This window comes from Nocardia sp. NPDC052112 (assembly GCF_040680135.1).
Lineage (GTDB): Bacteria > Actinomycetota > Actinomycetes > Mycobacteriales > Mycobacteriaceae > Nocardia.
Genome location: NZ_JBFAWD010000023.1, coordinates 96,069 through 115,235, shown reverse-complemented (window position 1 = coordinate 115,235; position 19,167 = coordinate 96,069). Strand labels below are relative to the sequence as shown.

14 protein-coding genes, 1 tRNA gene and 1 pseudogene are annotated in these 19,167 nt (G+C 66.3%); 9 read left to right on the top strand and 7 right to left on the bottom strand.

What is annotated here, in order from left to right; translation table 11 throughout:
- Positions 1–127 precede the first annotated feature (127 nt).
- Positions 128–673, top strand: coding sequence for a histidine phosphatase family protein (locus AB0L58_RS33980; RefSeq protein WP_364393438.1), 546 nt, complete (start codon positions 128–130; stop codon positions 671–673).
- Here the strand turns inward: AB0L58_RS33980 and AB0L58_RS33975 are convergent.
- The gene (locus AB0L58_RS33975; protein ID WP_364393436.1) at positions 663–1,292 is read right to left on the bottom strand and encodes a TetR/AcrR family transcriptional regulator; all 630 of its coding nucleotides are present in this window, start codon (positions 1,290–1,292) and stop codon (positions 663–665) included. The two genes, AB0L58_RS33980 and AB0L58_RS33975, sit on opposite strands and share 11 nt — an antisense overlap.
- A 69-nt stretch (positions 1,293–1,361) precedes the next feature.
- Here AB0L58_RS33975 and AB0L58_RS33970 point away from each other — a divergent pair, with 69 nt between their 5' ends.
- The 3 genes and pseudogenes from AB0L58_RS33970 to AB0L58_RS33960 all read left to right on the top strand — a co-directional run bounded on the left by AB0L58_RS33970 (position 1,362) and on the right by AB0L58_RS33960 (position 4,167).
- A complete protein-coding gene (locus tag AB0L58_RS33970) occupies positions 1,362–2,309 on the top strand; it encodes a patatin-like phospholipase family protein (protein WP_364393434.1) in 948 nt (315 codons plus the stop codon).
- Positions 2,306–3,140, top strand: a pseudogene (locus AB0L58_RS33965) (SDR family oxidoreductase). Before AB0L58_RS33970 ends, AB0L58_RS33965 begins: the two are co-directional and overlap by 4 nt.
- Before the next feature lie 79 nt (positions 3,141–3,219).
- A complete protein-coding gene (locus AB0L58_RS33960) occupies positions 3,220–4,167 on the top strand; it encodes a hypothetical protein (protein ID WP_364393432.1) in 948 nt (315 codons plus the stop codon).
- A gap of 710 nt (positions 4,168–4,877) precedes the next feature.
- On the opposite strand, the gene AB0L58_RS33955 is transcribed toward AB0L58_RS33960, so the two are convergent.
- The 4 genes from AB0L58_RS33955 to AB0L58_RS33940 form a co-directional block, all read right to left on the bottom strand.
- Complete coding sequence (locus AB0L58_RS33955; RefSeq protein ID WP_364393430.1) at positions 4,878–8,351, bottom strand: indolepyruvate ferredoxin oxidoreductase family protein; 3,474 nt, start codon at positions 8,349–8,351, stop codon at positions 4,878–4,880.
- A 326-nt stretch (positions 8,352–8,677) separates the two neighbouring features.
- Complete coding sequence (locus AB0L58_RS33950) at positions 8,678–9,151, bottom strand: DUF3761 domain-containing protein (protein ID WP_364393428.1); 474 nt, start codon at positions 9,149–9,151, stop codon at positions 8,678–8,680.
- A 167-nt stretch (positions 9,152–9,318) separates the two neighbouring features.
- A tRNA-Met gene (locus tag AB0L58_RS33945) sits at positions 9,319–9,392 on the bottom strand.
- Between the two features lie 321 nt (positions 9,393–9,713).
- Positions 9,714–11,243 carry an aldehyde dehydrogenase family protein gene (locus tag AB0L58_RS33940; RefSeq protein ID WP_364393425.1) on the bottom strand — a complete coding sequence of 510 codons (1,530 nt, stop codon included), beginning with the start codon at positions 11,241–11,243 and terminating at the stop codon, positions 9,714–9,716.
- A gap of 109 nt (positions 11,244–11,352) precedes the next feature.
- Here AB0L58_RS33940 and AB0L58_RS33935 point away from each other — a divergent pair, with 109 nt between their 5' ends.
- The 3 genes from AB0L58_RS33935 (at position 11,353) to AB0L58_RS33925 (ending at position 14,629) form a co-directional block, all read left to right on the top strand.
- Positions 11,353–11,805 (top strand): Lrp/AsnC family transcriptional regulator, encoded by a 453-nt coding sequence (locus AB0L58_RS33935; protein WP_040686931.1) that lies wholly within the window; start codon positions 11,353–11,355, stop codon positions 11,803–11,805.
- Positions 11,806–11,870: 65 nt separating this feature from the next.
- On the top strand, positions 11,871–13,220 hold the full coding sequence (gene lat, locus AB0L58_RS33930; protein WP_364393423.1) for an L-lysine 6-transaminase: 1,350 nt from the start codon (positions 11,871–11,873) through the stop codon (positions 13,218–13,220).
- A 164-nt stretch (positions 13,221–13,384) separates the two neighbouring features.
- Complete coding sequence (locus tag AB0L58_RS33925) at positions 13,385–14,629, top strand: hypothetical protein (protein ID WP_364393421.1); 1,245 nt, start codon at positions 13,385–13,387, stop codon at positions 14,627–14,629.
- A 10-nt stretch (positions 14,630–14,639) separates the two neighbouring features.
- Here AB0L58_RS33925 and AB0L58_RS33920 read toward each other — a convergent pair whose 3' ends face one another.
- Complete coding sequence (locus AB0L58_RS33920; protein ID WP_364393418.1) at positions 14,640–14,978, bottom strand: hypothetical protein; 339 nt, start codon at positions 14,976–14,978, stop codon at positions 14,640–14,642.
- Positions 14,978–15,385, bottom strand: a complete 408-nt coding sequence (locus tag AB0L58_RS33915) for a DUF1707 domain-containing protein (RefSeq protein WP_364393416.1) — start codon at positions 15,383–15,385, stop codon at positions 14,978–14,980. Before AB0L58_RS33915 ends, AB0L58_RS33920 begins: the two co-directional genes overlap by 1 nt.
- Positions 15,386–15,580: 195 nt before the next feature.
- On the opposite strand from AB0L58_RS33915, the gene AB0L58_RS33910 reads away from it, so the two are divergent.
- A complete protein-coding gene (locus AB0L58_RS33910) occupies positions 15,581–17,593 on the top strand; it encodes a serine/threonine-protein kinase (protein WP_364393414.1) in 2,013 nt (670 codons plus the stop codon).
- 186 nt (positions 17,594–17,779) lie between these two features.
- On the top strand, positions 17,780–19,167 hold a 1,388-nt coding region (locus AB0L58_RS33905), incomplete at its 3' end, for a protein kinase (protein WP_364393412.1).

Here is a 19,167-nt window from a genome sequence, read left to right as displayed (position 1 = left end):
TGCACCCGAGCACCGACAACCAGCGGCGGCGGCCGAAATACCTCGAGTCCGGCAAATGACTCGAGGGCCGAGCGAAGGGGTGGCAATCGAAGTACGGCCGCCAGTGTCGCGCCGTACGCTTCCAACCGTGCAAAAGGTGCTCAGACTCGACCTGGTCAGCCATGGCATGACCGAGGCGATGCGAAAGGCACGTTTTCCAGTAGACGAATCGCTGACCGAGGCCGGTCGCCGAGCAATCGTGGCGGGCGGCCGCCTGACCGCGGCTCGGGTGCTCACCGGACCCGAACGTCGGACCGTGGAAACGGCTGCGCTGATGGGACTTCCGGGCGAGGAGGACACCCGGCTGCGCGATCTGGATGCCGGCGCGTGGCGCGGCGGTGAACTGATGTCGGTGCCACAGGATGAGCTGTACGCCTGGCTGACCGACCCGCAGTTCCGTGGTCACGGTGGCGAATCGGTGACCGATGTGGTCGAACGGACCAGGTACTGGATGGCCGAAATCGCTTCCGAAGGTATGTCCACCATCGCGGTGACCCATCCGGCGGTGATCCGCGCGGCGCTGCTGGTGACCCTGGACGCGCCGCCGAAATCGTTCTGGCGGATCGACATTCCGCCGGGCAGTGTCACCCGGCTGCACTTCCGCGGCGAATGGACATTGCACTTCACGGCGTGAGGTCCGAGCTCATCGCGCGCAGCGGTCCATCGCCCATGGTCACGAGCAGTCGTACCGCATCGGTGATCAGCCGAACCGGAATCGACGGATCGACGGCGCGCTGCATGCCGAGTCCGATACCCATGCTCAGGATCGCGGTCGCGGCATCCTCGGCGGGCATCGGCAATGGGATTCCGATCGTGTCCGAAAGCGTCTGCACCTGCGCCGCGACGGCACCGCGCATCATGGCGAGGCTGGAGACCAGTGCGGCCTGCAGTTCCGGATCGTCGCGGGCGACTGTCGCGAATTCGAATTCGAGCATCGTCCAGCCGACATCACCGATGGTGTGCTCGGCCCATTCGTGGAATCGCGCCAACTGATCGTCGAGTGTCTCGCCCGCCGCGATCAGGTCGGCCACCTCGCCGAACTTCGTCGAGTGGATCAGCCCGAGTACCTCCAGACACAGCTCCTTCTTGGTGCGGAAATTCGAGTAGACCGCGCCCTTCGAGTACCCGGCCTCCTCCGCGACCCGTTCCAGACTGGTTTTCGCATAGCCCTCGGCCAGGAAGAGGTCGCGTGCGGTCGCGATCAGATCGGCCCTGGTGCGGGCCTGACTCTCGGACCGGGTCAGACGTGCCATACCGCTGATTCTACGTACCGTCGGATTTCGGATACCGAAGGTATTTGAATTCTGCTAGTGTTTGAAACCATGGGTAACAAAAACCGGTCGCAACGGCGCGGCCTGGCCATCGGCTGCGGCGGCACGCTCGGATTCGCCTGGATCGTCGCCGCGCTGGACGCCGCCCGCGAGGTGCTGGACTGGGATCCGCGCGAGGCGGATGTACTGCTCGGCACGTCGGCGGGTGCCGAGACGGTCACCCTGCTCGGCAGCGGTATCGGCGTGGATGGACTCGTCGCGATGCAGCGCGGTACCTCGACGAATCCGATTCTCCTCGCGCATATGCGTGCCGAGCCCGGACGATTCCCGCCGCTGCCCCGGCCGCGGCTGGGTGAGCTGGCATTGGGCCTGCGTGCGCCCGCGACCGGACAGCGGTTGCTCACCGCGGGCAGTGGCCTGCTGCCGATCGGCGGTGGTGATGCGAGCTGGCTGCAGAACCTGGCCGAGCGCCTGAACCCCGGCCGCTCCTGGGTATCTCATCCCGCCACCTGGCTGGTGAGCATGGATTATGCGACGGGAGAACGGGTTCCGTTCGGATCGCCCGCCGCACCGCCCGCGATCCTGGGCGAGGCGCTGCGAGCGTCGTGGGCGGTACCCGGTTGGTTCCCGCCGGTATCGATCGCCGGCCGCCGCTTCATCGACGGTGGTGCCGGATCGACCGCATCGGTGGATCTGCTTGCCGCACAACAACTCGACGAGGTGCTGGTGCTCGCACCGATGGCCTCCGTCGCAGCTGTTCCCGCGACCGGTCCCGGTCACTTCCTGGAGCGGCAGCTGCGCAATCGCATGAGCACCCAGCTCGCGGCCGAGGTCGCGATGTTGCGAGCGGCAGGTACGCGCGTGCTCGTGATCGGTGCCACCGCAGCCGATCTCGCGGTGATGGGCCCGAATTTCATGGACGGTCGCCGCCGCCTCGAAACGTTCGAACACAGTCTGCGCAGCACCCGACAAGCGCTGGAGCAAGGAGTTTTCGCATGAATATCCTCGGTCACGGTTATCCGGAGATCGACCTGAAGGGCGCGCGGGTGCTGATCACCGGCGCTGGTCGCGGCATCGGACAGTCGACCGCGGACCTGTTCGCGGACAAGGGCGCCGATATCGCCATTGCCGATGTCGACACGGCCGCAGCGGAATCCGCCGCTGCCGCGATCGGTGCCCGTGCCTATGAACTCGACGTTCGTGCCCGCGACCAATGGGACAAGGTGGTTGCCGACTTCGGCGCGGTGGACGTACTCGTCAACAACGCCGGTGTCATGCCCGCGGGCGCGTTTCTCGACGAGCCCGATGCGGTCGGCCACGCCACCATCGATATCAACGTCTGGGGCCTCATCCACGGCATGCGCGCCGTGGTGCCCGGCATGATCGAGCGCCGTCGCGGACACGTCGTCAATGTCGCCTCGCTCGCGGGCAAGATCCCCGTCGCCGGTCTCGCCGTCTACAACGCCAGCAAATTCGCCGCCGTAGGCCTGTCCAACACGTTTGGAGTTCGCGCCGCAGGGTGTCAGTGTCAGCTGCGTCATGCCCTCGGCCGTTCGCACCCGCCTCTCCTCCGGCCTGACCCTCGGCAAGGGCATGCCAACCGTCGACCCCGAAGACGTCGCCGCGGCCATCCTGCATACCTGCGAAACCCGCAAGGCCGAAGTAGCCGTCCCGAACTACTTGGGCCCCATCGACATAGCCCTCGCCGCCGCTCCGGAACGCGCAGTCCGCCTGATACGCAAACTCTTCGACGGCGACCGCGCCCTACACCCGGTCGACGCCGAAACCCGCGCCGAATACGAACAGCAGGTTCGTTCCATCACCGAATAGTTATCCACAGCCGCGTTGTTATCCCCAATTCGGTGCTCGGGGATGGCCGAACCCGGGCCCGATGCCGAGTATCGACGGTATGGGGATTCCTGAGCCGATATCTCGTCGTGCCGCGCTTGCCGCGGGATATACCGACCACGAGCTGGGCGGGCGGACATGGTGCCGAATGCGTCGGGGGCACTACCTCGATGCCACCAGTGCCGTCGGACTGTCCGCCGCGCAGCGTCACATAATCGCGGCCCGCGCGGCGACAGCGATGGTGAGCCCAGACGCGCGGATCTCCCATGTGTCGGCGGCGGCCATCCACGAACTACCGCTTTGGTCGGTGCCGCTCTCCCAGGTTCACGTGACTCGTGACCGTAGTGGCGGATGTCGCACTCGACGACAGCTGGTCGTGCACCGGGGACGGATCGCACCGGATGAGCAAGTCGAGATCGACGAACTGCGGGCGACATCCGTCGCGCGCACCGTCATCGACCTCGCGCGGACGCTGCCGTTCGAGCAGGCCGTTGTGATCGGCGACGCCGGATTACGGATGGGCAAGACCTCCCGGGATGAGCTGAACGAACAACTCACCCGGGCCGCCGGTAGACCTGGCTGCCCCGCCGCGAAGCGGGTGGTCGACTTCCTCGATGGACGAGCCGAATCCGTCGGTGAATCGCGAAGCCGCGTCGCGTTGCGCGCACTCGACCTGCCAGTTCCGGAACCGCAGGCGCACATCAGTGCGCCCGATGGGTCCCGGGTCGCCAGAGTCGACTTTCTCTGGCCCGAACTGGGTGTCGTCGGCGAGTTCGACGGAATGATCAAGTACCGCGGCGAAATGCGAGGCCCGCGTACTCCCGAGGATGTCGTCATCGACGAGAAGGTCCGCGAAGACGCCCTGCGCGCACTCGGCTGGATCGTTGTCCGCTGGGTCTGGCGAGACATCGACCACCCCACCCAATGGCTGCACCGCCTCCACTCCGCAGCCGAAATCGCCTGCCACACCCCACGCCTCGGCACCTGGCTCCGCACTCCCCGCATCTGAACCGACCAGGCACCGCCGCACAACTGGATACTCCTCCAGCGATTGAGCCCTTCTGCCTGGTAGTCAAACGCTCGGCCTGACAACCGGGCACCCCGTCTTACGACTGGGCACCCTCTGTATGGGGTGCCGGGTGTCGAGACTGGGTGCCCGGTCTGGTGGCTGGTCACTGGGCCTGGCGGCCGGGCGCTGGCTGTGATGGCGAGGCGCTCTGTCTGATGGCGGGCACCCCATCTTGTGCCCTGATTCCCTGTGATGTGGGGTGCCTGGTGCTGTGATGGGGTGCCCGGTGCTGCGATGGGGTGCCCGGTGCTGCGATGGGGTGCCCGGTCTGGTGGCTGGGTGCTGGTTCTGACCGCGGGGTGCTGGTTCTGACCGCGGGGCGCTGGTTCTGACCGCGGGGCGCTCGCTCTGATGGTCGGGCACTCTGTCTGATGGCGGGTTGTTCGCTCTGATGGCCGAGCGGTCCGTCCGATGGCGGAGCGCTCGGTCCAATGGTGGGCACTCGGTTCGACGGCTGGGCGCTCTGTCTAATGATCGGGCGCTCGGTCCGACGACCGGGCACCCCGATTTATCACTGGGCACCCTCTGTATGGGGTGCCGCGATGGGGTGCCTGGTCTGGTGGCTGGGCGCTCGCTCTGATGGTCGGGCACCCTGTCTTACGACTGGGCACCCCGTGTAGAGGGCCGGGTGTCGCGACGGGGTGCCAAGGTCAGAGTGCGGGGGGTTCGATGCCGAGCTCGCGGAGGGCGTTTCGGTAGAGTTCGACGTTGGCCAGTTTGATGTCCTCGTAGCCGCGGACCACGTCGGGGAGTGCGGCGGCTCGGGCGGCGCGGTCGTAGTCCGTTGGGGCGAGGTTGATGGCCAGGGTGGTCACCATATCCGTGTAATGGGCGAGCAGGGTGCGTTCGACGCGGCGGACGTGCGCGTAACCGAAGGGATCGAACTTGGTGCCGCGCAGTCGCTTTCCCCTGGCGAGGACACGCAGGGCGAAGTGGCTGCGAGGGCCGAGGCCGATCTTCTTCTTGCGGCCCATGGCGCGCAGGATCGGCGGGTGTAGGCGGTAGGTGAGGTCGGCGCCGTCCGGGAGTTGCTCGCTGACCTGGTCGAGGAAGGCCGGATCGGTCAAGCGGCGGGCCACCTCGTATTCGTCCTTGTAGGCGGTGAACTTGTAGAGGCCGCGGGCCACCTGCTCGCTGAATTCGGTGCGATCGGTGACGCGTTGCTCGGCCTCCCAAATACGTTGCACGACATGGACATAGTCGCGGGCGACGCGCACGCCTTGGAAGCCGATCAGCTCGACGGCACGCATTTCGAGCAGCCGCCGAGTCTCACCTGTCGCGGTTACACCGCCGAAAAGGTCTGTCGGAATCGCTATTTCGGTACCCTTGTGCGTCGTGCGAGCCGTGACGGCGGCGAATTCCGCCGGCCGCGCAACCGCCACCCGACCCCAGCGGAATGCCGCGATATTTGCCTGCACCGCAACGCCGTTGATTTCGATGGCCTCCTCGATGGCCGAAGCGGGTATGCGCAGACCGCCGATCTGATACGCGGCGCCGACGAGCAGGAAGTTGGCGGCCGCGGTATTGCCGAACAGCACCTCGGCCGCGGCCAGCGCGTCGAACGATCGCACCGAATGCGACACCTGCTCGAGTCGGGAAAGCAGTTCGCGCTCTTCGGGATACGCGACGGACTTGTCGTAGACCATAGCGCCGGTCGGCGTCTTGCTGGTCGACGCGACCGACAAAGTGGTCTGCTCCGACCCGTAGGCCAGATTCTTGCTATCGGTCGCGGCGAGCAGATCGAACGCGACGATACAATCGGCCGAACCCGGGGTCAGGCGGTTCGCGGGTTCCAATTCGCCACTCGCGAAGCGCAGGTGCGATACGACCGGCCCGGCCTTCTGACTCAGGCCGATCTGGTCCAGGCTCGCCACCTCGTACCCGGCGCGCAATGCCGCGGTCGCGAGCACCTGGTTGACGGTCACGATTCCGGTGCCGCCGATACCGGCGAGAAATACGTTCTGCGTCCTCGCCGGTGCACCATTCGGCAGGTCGGGCAGTACCGGCGGCTCGGGGCGTCGATTTGTCTTGCGCTTCTCGGCTTTCGCCGGATCCGGCAGCTCGACGGTGACGAAGGAGGGGCAATCGCCGTCCATGCAGCTGTAATCGGTATTGCAGGAGGTCTGGTCGATGCGGGTCTTGCGGCCGAATTCGGTATCGACCGGTTGCACCGACAGACAGTTGCTCTTGACACCGCAGTCGCCGCAGCCTTCGCACACCGCCTCGTTGATGACCACCCGGGTCCGCCGGACCGGCAGCGTGCCCCGTTTGCGCTGGCGGCGCGCGTCGGCGGCACAGTGCTGGTCGTAGATGAGCACGGTCACGCCGGGAATCTCGCGCAGGGTGCGCTGGGCTTCGTCGAGCCGATCCCGGTGCCAGAGCAGGGTTCCGGCGGCGAGGTCGCGCTTGCGGTACTTCTTGGGTTCGTCCGCGCAGATGATGATCTGCCGCACGCCCTCGGTGGTGAGTTTGTGGGTCAGCATGGGGACCGCGAGTGCGCCCTCGGCGTCCTGCGCACCGGTCATCGCGACGACGTCGTTGTAGAGCAGCTTGTAGGTGATGTTCACACCGGCGGCGATACAGGCTTGCACGGCGAGTTGTCCGGAGTGGAAATACGTTCCGTCACCGATGTTCTGGAACAGATGCGGTACCGAGGTGAACGGTGCCTGCCCGATCCACTGCGCACCCTCGCCGCCCATCTGGGTCAGCCCGGTCACCTTGCTGTCGTCGCGACCGGACAACGTCACCATGGTGTGGCAGCCGATGCCACCACCGGCGATCGACCCTTCCGGCACCGCGGTGGACCGGTTGTGCGGGCAGCCGCTGCAGAAGTAGGCGGCTCGCTTCGCAGGCAGAACGGCGAGCGATAGTGGTTGCGGCAAGGGACGTTTCATCTCCAGCCGACCCTGCAGCGCGCGGCGCAGCGGTGCCACGATTCGACTGGAGGTGAGCTCGCCGTCCTGGGCGAACAGCGGCCGGTTCTCGGCATCGCGTTTGCCGATGATCTGCGGCGCATCGGCAGTGCCGTAGAGGATCTCGCGGATCTGCGTTTCGATGAACGCGGTCTTGTCCTCGACGACAACGATCCGCTCCAACCCTTCGGCGAACTGCCGGACCCTTTCGGGCGCAATGGGATACGGCATCCCGATGCGCAGCAATCGGACCCCGGCGCGATCCAGCGCGTCGTCGTCGATCCCGAGGTCGAGCAGCGCCTGGCGCACAGCGTCGAATGTGGTTCCGGTGGCAGCGATTCCAATGCGGGCACCCGCCGGATTCACCTCGATGACGTCGATTTCATTGAGGGCGCTATAGGCCTGCACCATCTTCCGGCGCGGCCCGTACAGATCGGCCTCGGCGAGCACGCTGTCGGTCGGTGCGGCCATCGGCCGCTGCAGATAGGTGAACGGCCTACCCTCCCAATCGATCTCGGGGACCGCGATGTCGATGTCACCGACCGTGCCGTCGACCGTCCACGCGCCGTCGGCGACATCGGCGACGATCTTCAGCGCGACCAGGCATCCCGATGCCCGCGAGAGCGCGACACCGTGTAGACCCATCGTGATGATCTCGCGCGCATTGCGTGGGAACAGAACCGGGATACCCATCGCGGCCAGCGAACGCTCGCTCACCGCTGGCACCGTCGAGGACTTGGATGCCGGATCATCACCGACCAGCAACAGCACGCCACCGCGGGCATTCGTCCCGTACATATTGGCGTGCCGCAGGGCATCCGTCGCGCGGTCGAGCCCCGGGCCCTTGCCATACCAGACCCCGACAACACCATCATGTGTCGCCGCACCCGCGGGCAGATCGGCCTGACTACCCCATACCGAGGTCGCCGCGAGTTCCTCGTTCAACCCCGGGACAAACGAAATATCGTGCTCGGCCAATACATTCGGCATCCCGCCGAGCATCTTGTCGACGCCGCCCAGTGGGCTGCCCTGATATCCGGAGACGAAGGTGCCCACCCGGCGTCCGGCGCGCAGATCACGAACATGCTGCTCGACCAGTTGTCGAGCGATCGCCTGGACGCCGGTGAGGACAACGGTGCCCGCGCCGACCCGGTAGCGGTCGGCGAGGTCATAGGGGGCTGGGATCAGTTCGCGGTCCGCGAGCTCGGTCATATCGTCCACCCGTCCGCGAAGCACCGATCGGGCACCTCGCTTCGTTGAGCATTTCTACCCGCCATCCTGTACATGAAGAGCTGAACGCACAACCGATATCAACCGCATTGAGCACTATGCTCAACAGATCGCCCACACACTGGGCGCAACCTATGCACGATGCGAGACAAACTGTGACCCCGCCCACGCCCCCCGCAAAGGCTGCCTCCCGCCACCGGCGGGGTTTCTGGGCACCCCCCTGTCGGGACCGGGCACCCCTTGTGCGGGGTGCCCGGCTGGGAGACGGGGTGCCCGGTACCGTGGGACGCCGTCGCGGTGGCCGGAGGTTACAGCCAGGCGGTGACGCCACCGTGGTGGGAGCAGGTGCCGGAGCGGGTTTGGCTGTAGCTGTAGGTGCCGTCGGCGCAGCGGGCGGTGGCGCCGGGTGGGGCAGCGGGTGCGGACTGGGGGCGGTGGATACATTGGTTGTCCGCGTTGAGGTAGGAGTCGTTGCCGCAGGTCGATTGGGATTGTGCAAGCGGGGCGGGTGGTGCCGGTGCGGGCGGTATGGGCGCCGCCGCCGGTGGTGCTACCGAGGTGGGCGGCGGTGCGACGGTCGTGGTCGGTGTTATCGATGTGGGCGGCGGTGCGGTCGTGGTCGGCTGCGGCGACGTTGTCGAGGTCTCGGCCGAGGTGATCGACGCCGTCGCGGCGGTGCGGCCGGGGCCGCTCGATTGCGCTGCGCAGCCGCTGAGCAGCAATGTGAGCGCACTCGCGAGGGCGATGCCGGTGCCGACGAGTGTGGTGAAGCGGTTTCTCATGTTCCCTACTGAGATGCTGCCAGGCCGGTCTAAAAGGGTTGGATGCCTGGGCTACTCGCTCCATCGGCCTGGCATACATCCCGTTACCGACACTTGCGACGACTCGCCGCAGCACAAAAAAGGGGCCAGGCCAGTCGGTTTGGAAACCGACCGGCCTGGATCATCAGTGGCAGGGGCAGGATTCGAACCTGCGACTTCTGGATTATGAGCCCAGCGAGCTACCTAGCTGCTCCACCCTGCGTCGTACAAACAACGTTACGTCGACGCCCGCGGTCCAGCGAGCGATTTATTCGCGCCACCGCGATGCCGCGGATGCGGCCGCGCCGGATCGACGTCTCGACGCTGTCGCAATTCTGCTGTCTCGCACACGGCACATCCCGTGCGTGACTGCGAGCGCATCAGGTATTCCCACCGCGAGCCGCAGCACGGGGGTTCAGCTGAGTTGGATGCTTTGTGGTGGTGGCAGCCATGGGGGTTGAGCCGGATTGGATGCTTTGTGGTGGTGGCAGCCATGGGGGTTGAGCCGGATTGGATGCTTTGTGGTGGTGGCAGCCATGGGGGCTCAGCCGAATTGGATGCCCTGTGCCAGTGGCAGCTGATCGGAGTAATTGACGGTGTTGGTCGCCCGGCGCATGTATGCCTTCCACGAGTCCGACCCGGATTCCCGGCCGCCGCCGGTCTGCTTCTCGCCGCCGAACGCGCCACCGATCTCCGCACCGGAGGTGCCGATATTGACGTTGGCGATACCGCAATCGGAGCCGTCGGCGGCGAGGAAGCGTTCGGCCTCGCGCTGGTCGGCGGTGAATACGGCAGAGGAAAGGCCCTGCGGCACACCGTTGTGCAGCTCGATGGCGGCGTCGAAGTCGCGGTAGGTCAGCACGTACAGGATCGGCGCGAAGGTTTCCTCGCGGACCACGGCGGTCTGGGCGGGCATGCGCACGATCGCGGGGCGCACATAGAAGGCATCGTCGCCGAAACCGTCGACACGTTCACCACCGCAGACCAATTCACCGCCATCGGCGAGCGCACGATCGATCGCCACGCGCATCCCTTCGTAGGCGCGGCCGTTGATCAGCGGGCCGACGAGGACACCGTCGTCGAGCGGATTGCCAACGCGCAGTTGTCGATACGCCCCGGCGACTTTATCCAGCAGCGGTCCGACGATATCGGCGTGCACGATCAGCCGACGTAATGTCGTACAGCGCTGCCCGGCCGTACCCGCTGCCGCGAACACGATGCCGCGCGCCGCCAACTCCACATCCGCCGTGGGCGTGACGATCGCGCCGTTATTGCCGCCCAACTCCAGCAGACACCGCCCGAACCGAGCGGCCACCCGCGGTGCCACCGTGCGGCCCATCCGCACCGAACCGGTCGCGCTCACCAGTGCCACCCGCTCATCGTCGACCAGCCGGGACCCGACCTCCGCCCCACCTTGAATCAATTGATGCACTTCGGGATCCGCGCCGACATCGGTTGCCGCGCGGCGCAACAGCGTATGGCAGGCCAGCGCGGTCAGCGGCGTCGTCTCCGACGGCTTCCACACCACCGTGTCACCGCAGACCAGCGCCACGGCGGTATTCCAGGCCCAGACCGCGACCGGGAAATTGAACGCCGAGATCACCCCGACCACGCCGAGTGGATGCCAGGTCTCCATCAGTCGATGTCCGGGTCGCTCCGAGGGCATGGTCTTGCCGTAGAGCTGGCGCGACAGTCCGATCGCGAACTCGCAGATATCGACCATCTCCTGCACCTCGCCGACGGCCTCGGCGCCGATCTTCCCGGCCTCCAGGGTGACCAACTCGCCGAGTTCGGCCCTGTGGGCGGTGAGTAGTTCGGCCAGTCGCCGCACCACCCCGGCCCGTACCGGCGCGGGTGCGGTGCGCCATCCGCGGAAGGCCGCCGCTGCTCTGCTGATCGCCGCATCCGCATCGTCGAGAGAATCGGTGGGCAGGGTCATGAGCGTGCCGCCGGTGATCGGCGTGCGCGCGGGCAGTTCGCCCGCTACCGGTGTCTGCGCGCCGAGTGTGTGCAGCAGTTCGGCAGCGCGGGCGGCCAAGTCCTTGGTCCGGTGGTCGTCGAGCGTATCTGTCATCGGTTGCTCCGCTGTAGCTTTGGGTTCGCGAACAATATCGGATGGGTACGGTGGGTTAACGAGTAAAAGTTTTCGCCACGAGTGGCCTCCGCTGGGTTAGCCTTCGCTGATGGCGGATACACCGGCAAGACCCGTACTCGATGACATCGATCGCCTGCTGATTCGTGAACTGATGGCCGATGGTCGCGCCACCCTGTCGAATCTGGCCGAAAAGGCGAGTTTATCGGTCTCGGCTGTGCAATCGCGGGTTCGCAGATTAGAGGCGCGCGGGGTGATCCGTGGCTACACCGCACATGTCGATCCAGAGGCACTCGGGCAGCTGTTGTCGGCATTCGTCGCCATCACTCCTCTCGACCCCTCGCAACCCGATGACGCGCCGGCCGTGCTGCAACATATCCCCGGAATCGAGGCATGCCACTCGGTGGCCGGTGACGAGAGCTACGTGTTGCTGGTGCGGGTGGCCTCTCCTCGGCACCTCGAGCAGTTGCTACAGGAGATCAGGGCGACCGCCAACGTGAGGACTCGAAGCACCATCATTTTGCAGACATTCTACGACAGGTAGCCATCTGACCGTAATTACTCCGTTATTCCGTAGAACTTTCGTAAAGATTTCCGTACCCTACGGGTGTGACCATCGAACTGGAGCGCACCCGCGCGGGGAGTGACACTGCACCGGTCACTCCCGCCTCCCGGGTACATGAGATCTTGTCGGCGCACATCCTCGTCGACGGATTCGACCTGGTGCTGGATCTACGGGAATCCCGTGGCTGCCGGATCGTCGATGAACGGGACGGCAGCTCCTACCTCGATATGTTCGGCTTCTTCGCCTCGAATGCCCTCGGCATGAACCATCCCGCGCTGGCCGAGGACGAAGTGTTCCGGGCCGAACTGGCCGCCGCGGCGATCAACAAGCCGAGCAACTCCGATATCTACACCGTCGAGATGGCCCGCTTCGTCGAAACTTTCGTGCGGGTGCTCGGCGATCCACGGCTACCGCATCTGTTCTTCATCGACGGCGGCGCACTGGCGGTGGAGAACGCGCTCAAGGTCGCGTTCGACTGGAAGAGCAGGCATAACGAATCGCATGGGCGCGCACCGGAACTCGGCACCAAGGTGCTGCACCTGACCGGAGCGTTCCACGGTCGCACCGGCTACACCATGTCGCTGACCAATACCGACCCGGTGAAGACGGCCCGTTTCCCCACATTCGATTGGCCGCGCATCGATGCACCGTTCCCGGCCAACGGTGTCGACATCGCCGCCGCCGAAGCGCACGCACTCGACCAGATGCGCCGCGCCTTCGCCGAAAACCCGCACGATATAGCGTGTTTCATCGCCGAACCGATTCAGGGCGAGGGCGGCGACCGTCACCTGCGCCCGGAATTCCTGCAGGCCGTGCAGCGGCTCTGTCACGACAACGACGCGCTGTTCATCCTCGACGAGGTGCAGACCGGTGTCGGCATGACCGGAACCACATGGGCCTACCAGCAACTCGGGATCGAGCCCGATATTGTCGCGTTCGGCAAGAAGACCCAGATCTGCGGCATCATGGCGGGCGGGCGCGTGGACGAGGTGCCCGATAACGTCTTCGTGGTCAGCTCCCGGCTCAATTCCACCTGGGGCGGCAATCTCACCGATATGGTGCGGACCCGGCGCATCCTCGAGGTGCTCGAGCGAGATGAGCTGATCGAGCGATCACGACCGCTCGGCGCGCACCTGCTGCGGCGTCTGGAACAGCTCGCGGCGGACCACCCTCGGATCACCGAACCGCGCGGCCGCGGATTGATGTGCGCAATCACGCTGACTTCGGCCGAACTGCGGGACGAAGTGCTGACCGCGCTGCGGGAACGCGAGCACGTGCTGATTCTCGGCACCGGTGAGTGCGGTATCCGATTCCGGCCACCGCTCACCGTGACCGAGGCGGAGTTGGATGCCGCGGTCGACGCGCTCGATCGGGTACTCGGCACGGTCGGGTAGCTATCCGACCGCAACCCGAAATTCGACTGTCCGACTGCGTATTTCCGGATGATTCGGGCAATCCGTCGCGCCCTGGCGGGGATTGCTGTGGAAACCAGGCGGTAACGCCTAGGCTTCGCACCCATGTCATCTCGTCTTCACCACCTCCTGGCACGGTGCAGCGCGTGAACCGACAGCGCAATCACCGAAGCTGCGCACCGAACGGCGGAACCAGAACCTCCGCCATCCAACCACTGCTCGCCTCGCTGACCGTCCTGGTGACGGTCGCGGGGTGCGCCACGAGCGAGGCCGGATCGGCGGGTGTGGTCACCGCGCCGCCCACCACGGTCGCCGCCGCCACCAGCGCGGCCCCGCCGCATCGGGAGAATCTGTTACCCGGCATGCCGCCGCCGTTGTCACCGACCGATGTGTATGCCGCGAATCGGGAGTTGAGCCCGGCGGTGGCCGATCATCGGCCCCTGGTCTACGTGCCGAACAGCGAATCGCATTCGGTTTCGGTTATCGACCCGGCAACCTTTCAGGTGATCGACACCTTCCCGGCCGGTGGTCGGGAACCCCAGCATGTGGTGCCGTCCTATGACATGCAGACGCTGTATGTCACCAATGATCTGCCGATCGGCGGGGGCACCCTGCTGCCGATCGATCCGCGCACCGGCAAACCCGGCGAGCCGTTTCCGGTGCGTGACCCCTACAACATGTACTACACGCCGGATGGCCGATACGCGCTGGTCGTCGCGGAGGCGGATAAGTCACTGGACTTCTACGATCCGCACACCTGGCAGAAGGTGCATACCCTCGCGGTGCCCGACTGCGCGGGCGTCGACCACATGGACTTCACCGCCGACGGTCGATTCGCCCTGGTCAGTTGTGAATTCATCGGCCGCATGCTGGTTTTCGACGTGGCCGAGCGCACGGTGGTCAAGATGATCGACCTGCCGGGCGGACGTGGTGGCAAGCCACAGGATGTCAAGCTGTCCCCGGACGGGCGCACCTTCTTCATCGCCGATATGGTCGCGGACGGCATCTACACGATCGACGCATCGACTTGGGAGAACACCGGTTTCGTACCGACCGGCAAAGGGGCGCATGGCCTGTATGTCACCCGCGACTCCAAACAGATGCTCATCACCAACCGGCACGAGGGCAGCATCGCTGTCTGGGATTTCGCCGCAAATGCATTGGTGCGCAAGTGGTTCATCCCGGGCGGTGGCAGTCCGGATATGGGCAATCTGTCCGCTGACGGACGCGTTTTCTGGGTCTCCGGTCGACACCACGGTGAGGTGTACGCAATCGATATCGAGAACTGGAACCTGCTGGCGCGCATACCCGTCGGGCGCGGACCGCATGGACTCACCATCTGGCCGCAGCCGGGCCGTTACTCCACCGGACACACCGGTGTGATGCGCTGAGGCCGCCGGCTCAGGAGAGTCGGAGGCCGAGGCCGCCCGCGACGAAGCGGCGGACCGCGGTGGTGCCGGTTTCGAGGGCGAGTTCGTAACCGGGGCGGGCCCAGCCGGTGAGTTCGGCGGTGTTGTCGGCACCAGGCGTCACGACGATTTCGGCGACCAGTTCAGCAGTGGTGGGTTCGCAGACGGCCCAGGAGAAGTGGGATTCGTTATCCCATTGCTCAGTGCGAAGAGTGACGTAGTTCGGATCGGTGATGCCGCCGTCGGCGAGGGCGGGGCGGTCATCGATGCGGTCGTCGGCGCGCAGGGCACGCAGGTACCAGGTGCCCGCATTGATTTCGACGGGCTCCATCAGTCCTCCCGGCGGCGACGACGGTCGCGCGGGCGGCGGCGTTGGTGTTCGTGTCGACCGCCGAACAGCAGCGCACCCGCGAGTGGGATGGCGAGGAACCAGAGCCAGCTGCCGGTGACGAAGAAGAGGATGACGGCGAGGATCGGGATCACCGCCATCACCCGCTCCGGCCACTCGTCGAGGAATCCGGAGTCGCGTTTGGCGGGTGCCGCGGCGACGGCTGCGGGTTCAGGCAGGTCGACAAAGACTTTATCCAGGTCGCCGCGGGTCAGTGCGGCCGCGACCACCGCGCTGCGCTCGTCGAACTCCGCCACGCTGAGCCGCCCGGCGGCGAAATGATCGGACAGGCGCTGCATCGCTTGCTCACGCTCCGCGGTGCCGATGCGAATCTCGGGCAGGTCACTCATAACAGCAAGGCTAGCCGCTTTTGCTGAACGTTCCGGTGCTGCGGCATCGACTCCGGGTTCATCGAATTTCGCGGCGCTGAGCAGCCCGGTTGGGTCATGATCACCGCTGCCACCGGATCTGATTCGCGGATTCGGTAATGCCGCTGTGGATTTCGGGTAGCTAAAAGACGAACGGAAGGTAGTAGGAGGTTCGACATGGGCAAGGCGTGGTTCGGCCACTACCGCCTCGATCGGTTGCTCGGCAGCGGTGGGACCGGGCAGGTTTGGCTCGCCCGGGATACCGTCGCCGATCGTGCCGTCGCTGTGAAGATCCTGGCGTGCGCACATACGACCGATCCGACCTGCCGACTGCGGTTCACCAGGGAGGCCCGCCTGGCGGCGCAGGCCCCTGGACCGCACCGGGTTCCGATCCATGCCTTCGGTGAACTCGACGGTCGCCTATACATCGATATGGAGTTCATCGAGGGCACCGATGTCGCCGCATTGGTGCGGGAAGCCGGGCCGCTGGATCCGGCGCGGGCGGTGGCGATCATCGCGCAGACCGCGATGGCGCTCGATGCCATGCACCGGATCGGCTTGGTGCACCGTGACGTCAAGCCGTCCAACATCATGGTCGGCCCGACCGGGTTCGTGCATCTGATCGACTTCGGCATCGCCCATCGAATCGACCAGCCCGCGATTACGGCCCACGGCAATGTGATCGGCACCCTGGCATATATGGCGCCGGAACGTTTCGACGGCATCGCCGAAGCGCGCGCGGACCAATACTCGCTGGCCTGCGTTCTCTACGAATGCCTCACCGGCCAAAGGCCTTTCGGCAATGCCGATTCACCGCAACAACTGCGCGCTCACCTGCTGACCGCCCCACCCAGCGCCGCCACTCTGAACCCCGCCGTACCCGCATCCCTGGACCGCGTCATCGCCCGCGCCATGGCCAAGGATCCAAGCCAACGCTATTCCAGCGCAGGCGAATTCGCCGCCACCGCGTACACCGCGGCGACCGGCCGTGAAGCATCGACAGTCGAAATCGCCGCCTCAACCGTCCTGACAACCCATGCCCCACCCAAGCCCTGGCGCACTGATGCGGCCGAACCGACCCCCGGACCATGCGTCCCCCGATCTGCCGGTAACTCGACGCGATCCATCGAAACGGAGCGACCGCAGGTCCCCCAATCCGCGGCTGCGTCGATGCAGCGCACTGGGTCCGCAGCGCAGCAGCCGCACGATGCCCACACCGGGCACCCCGTCTGTTATCCGGGCACCCCCCACGAGGGGTGCCCGGCCCTGACAAAGGGTGCCGGGTGTGTGTGCGGGGCGGTACGGGGCGAGCCGTCCGAGTGGGCGGAGATGCGGCCGCCGAACCTGCGTCGGGGCGGAGGTGCCCGGATGGGGGAGGCGGGGTCTGGGTGGGAGTCGGTGTGGGCCGGTGGGGCCGTGGGTGAGTGGATGCGACATCCCGGGGCTGTGGGTGAGTCGGCGTGGGTCGGCAGGGCCTTGGGCGAGCCGGTTCGAGGTCGTGGCCGTGCGGGTGAGCGGGCGCGAGACGGCGAGTCTGGAGCTGCGTGGACGCAGGATGTCGAGGTTATGGGTGAGTCGGCGCGGGGTGAGCTGGTTCGGGGCGATGAGGTCGTGGGTCGGCGGGCGCGAGCGGGTGGGACTTCGCATGAGGCGACGTGGGTTGACGGGGGTGTGGGGGATTCGACGCGAGAGGCTGAGTTGCGGGGGGAGCGCGAGGGGGTGTGGGGAGTCGGGCCGGGGCATGCGGCTGCGGCCATTGCTGCCCTGGTTGCCTTGATCGGGTTCGCGCTGTGGCTGGGGCGGCCTGGGGGCGAATCGAGTTCGGCGACACCGTCGTCTGGTCGGACTACGCCGGCTGTTCCCGGTTCGGTGGTACCGACCGAATCGGCGCAGGCCGCGTCGCCGAACGTGGTGATTCCAGGGGTTGGGCAGCGGTGCGATCCGGATGTCGATGGCACTACCGCTGCGGCGGATGGCACACCGCTCACATGTCGCACGGTGGGTGGCGGTATCGCGAATTGGGCTCCCGCGCAGCCCTTCGGCGAGCTACCCGACGGCCAGCAGTTGGACCCCACCGTGGTCGGCAATGGAAATCCGCATGTGAACAATTCGGCCGATGGCGACTCGGGCAACGATAAGCCGAACAAGGGCAAGCCCGGACATGGCGGCCGCGCCAAGCCGGGCAAGTAGGCATCGGTGGGGCATTTGTGGCAGTCGTGTGTTGAGTAGGACTACGTAGGGGAGCTCACACTGTTCGTCGGCGGGTGGCGGCGTTAGGGTCGGAATAGGTTCGGGCGATGCGGTTTCGATCGGGTTGCCGCCCCACTCCGCAACGGCGCGGCCACCTGCCTCGTCACCCCGCGATGGAGGTCAGTGATGGGGGAGCAGTTCGGGAAGTACCGGCTCGACCGTTTACTCGGGCGGGGCGGTATGGGGGCGGTATGGCTGGCGCATGACAGCGAAACCGGGCGTACGGTCGCGCTGAAGGTGTTGGCGGAGCAGGTGGCCGCCGATGCGGACTATCGAAAGCGATTCCAGCGCGAGGCCCGGCTCGGGTCGAGTCTGCGACATCCGCATATCGTGCCGATCCACGGGTTCGGCGAACTCGACGGTCGGTTATACATCGATATGGAGTACGTCGATGGCATCGACCTGGCCGAAATGCTGACCAGGCTCGGCACTTTGACTCCCATCGCAGCCGTCGATTTCGTAACGCAGGCGGCCTCGGGTCTGGACGCGGCGCACCGAGCCGGTCTCATCCACCGCGACGTCAAACCGTCGAACATCCTGGTCGGCACCGGTGGGCACGCATATCTCATCGACTTCGGCATCGCACAGAGCCTGGGCCAGACGGCCGTCACCGCCACCGGCACGGCCATCGGCAGTTGGGCGTATATGGCGCCGGAACGTTTCAACGGCACCGTCGACGCCCGCTCCGACGTCTACTCCCTGGCCTGCGTCCTCTACGAATGCCTGACCGGCCGCCGCCCGTACGGCGACACCGACCCGGCGCGCCAGATGCACGGCCACCTGATGACCGACCCGCCGCGCGTTTCAACCGTGAACCCCGCGGTCCCACCGCAATTGGACGCGGTAATCGCCCGCGGCATGGCCAAGGAGCAGACCCAGCGCTACCCCACCGCTCGCGAATTCGCCGCCGCCGCATACGCGGCCACCGCACTCTCGCGCCTACCACATGCCGCACCGCAATCAGCGCCGCCCGGCCCGGCCAGACCCTCGGCCCACCATTCGGCAGTCGGCCCGCCACCTGCGTCGGCCCGCCCACCAGCCGCGCAGCCGCCACGCCCTGATATGCCACAGCCGCACCCATCGCGCCAACAGCGTCTCGGGGCGGATGAGCAGCCGGCACCGACGCGAGTGGAGACATTCGCGTCAACACCGCTGGAGACGCACGCGCCGGACCAGATGGAGGTGCATGCTCCGGCTGGCGTAGAGAGGCTCGCGCCGACACGGGTAGTGACGGATGCTCCGGTTGGGGCAGAGATGCTCGTGCCGACGCGGATTGCGACGCAGCTGCCGACCTCGGGGGAGAGGCATGCTTCGGCAGGGGCTGAAACGCGTGCTCCGGCTGGGGCGGTGACGGATGCTTCGGTTGGGGCAGAGATGCTCGTGCCGACGCGGATAGCGACGCAGCTGCCGACCTCGGAGGAGAGGCTTACTCCGGCAGGTGCGGAGATTCATGCTTCGGCTGGGGCGGTGACGCCTGCTCCGGCTGGCGTAGAGAGGCTCGCGCCGACGCGGGC

Coding starts and splice junctions, on each gene's coding strand:
- AB0L58_RS33975 (WP_364393436.1), bottom strand. CDS start 1,292: ATGGCACGTCTGACCCGGTCCGAGAGTCAGGCCCGCACCAGGGCCGAT.
- AB0L58_RS33970 (WP_364393434.1), top strand. CDS start 1,362: ATGGGTAACAAAAACCGGTCGCAACGGCGCGGCCTGGCCATCGGCTGC.
- AB0L58_RS33960 (WP_364393432.1), top strand. CDS start 3,220: ATGGGGATTCCTGAGCCGATATCTCGTCGTGCCGCGCTTGCCGCGGGA.
- AB0L58_RS33955 (WP_364393430.1), bottom strand. CDS start 8,351: ATGACCGAGCTCGCGGACCGCGAACTGATCCCAGCCCCCTATGACCTC.
- AB0L58_RS33950 (WP_364393428.1), bottom strand. CDS start 9,151: ATGAGAAACCGCTTCACCACACTCGTCGGCACCGGCATCGCCCTCGCG.
- AB0L58_RS33940 (WP_364393425.1), bottom strand. CDS start 11,243: ATGACAGATACGCTCGACGACCACCGGACCAAGGACTTGGCCGCCCGC.
- AB0L58_RS33935 (WP_040686931.1), top strand. CDS start 11,353: ATGGCGGATACACCGGCAAGACCCGTACTCGATGACATCGATCGCCTG.
- AB0L58_RS33920 (WP_364393418.1), bottom strand. CDS start 14,978: ATGGAGCCCGTCGAAATCAATGCGGGCACCTGGTACCTGCGTGCCCTG.
- AB0L58_RS33915 (WP_364393416.1), bottom strand. CDS start 15,385: ATGAGTGACCTGCCCGAGATTCGCATCGGCACCGCGGAGCGTGAGCAA.
- AB0L58_RS33910 (WP_364393414.1), top strand. CDS start 15,581: ATGGGCAAGGCGTGGTTCGGCCACTACCGCCTCGATCGGTTGCTCGGC.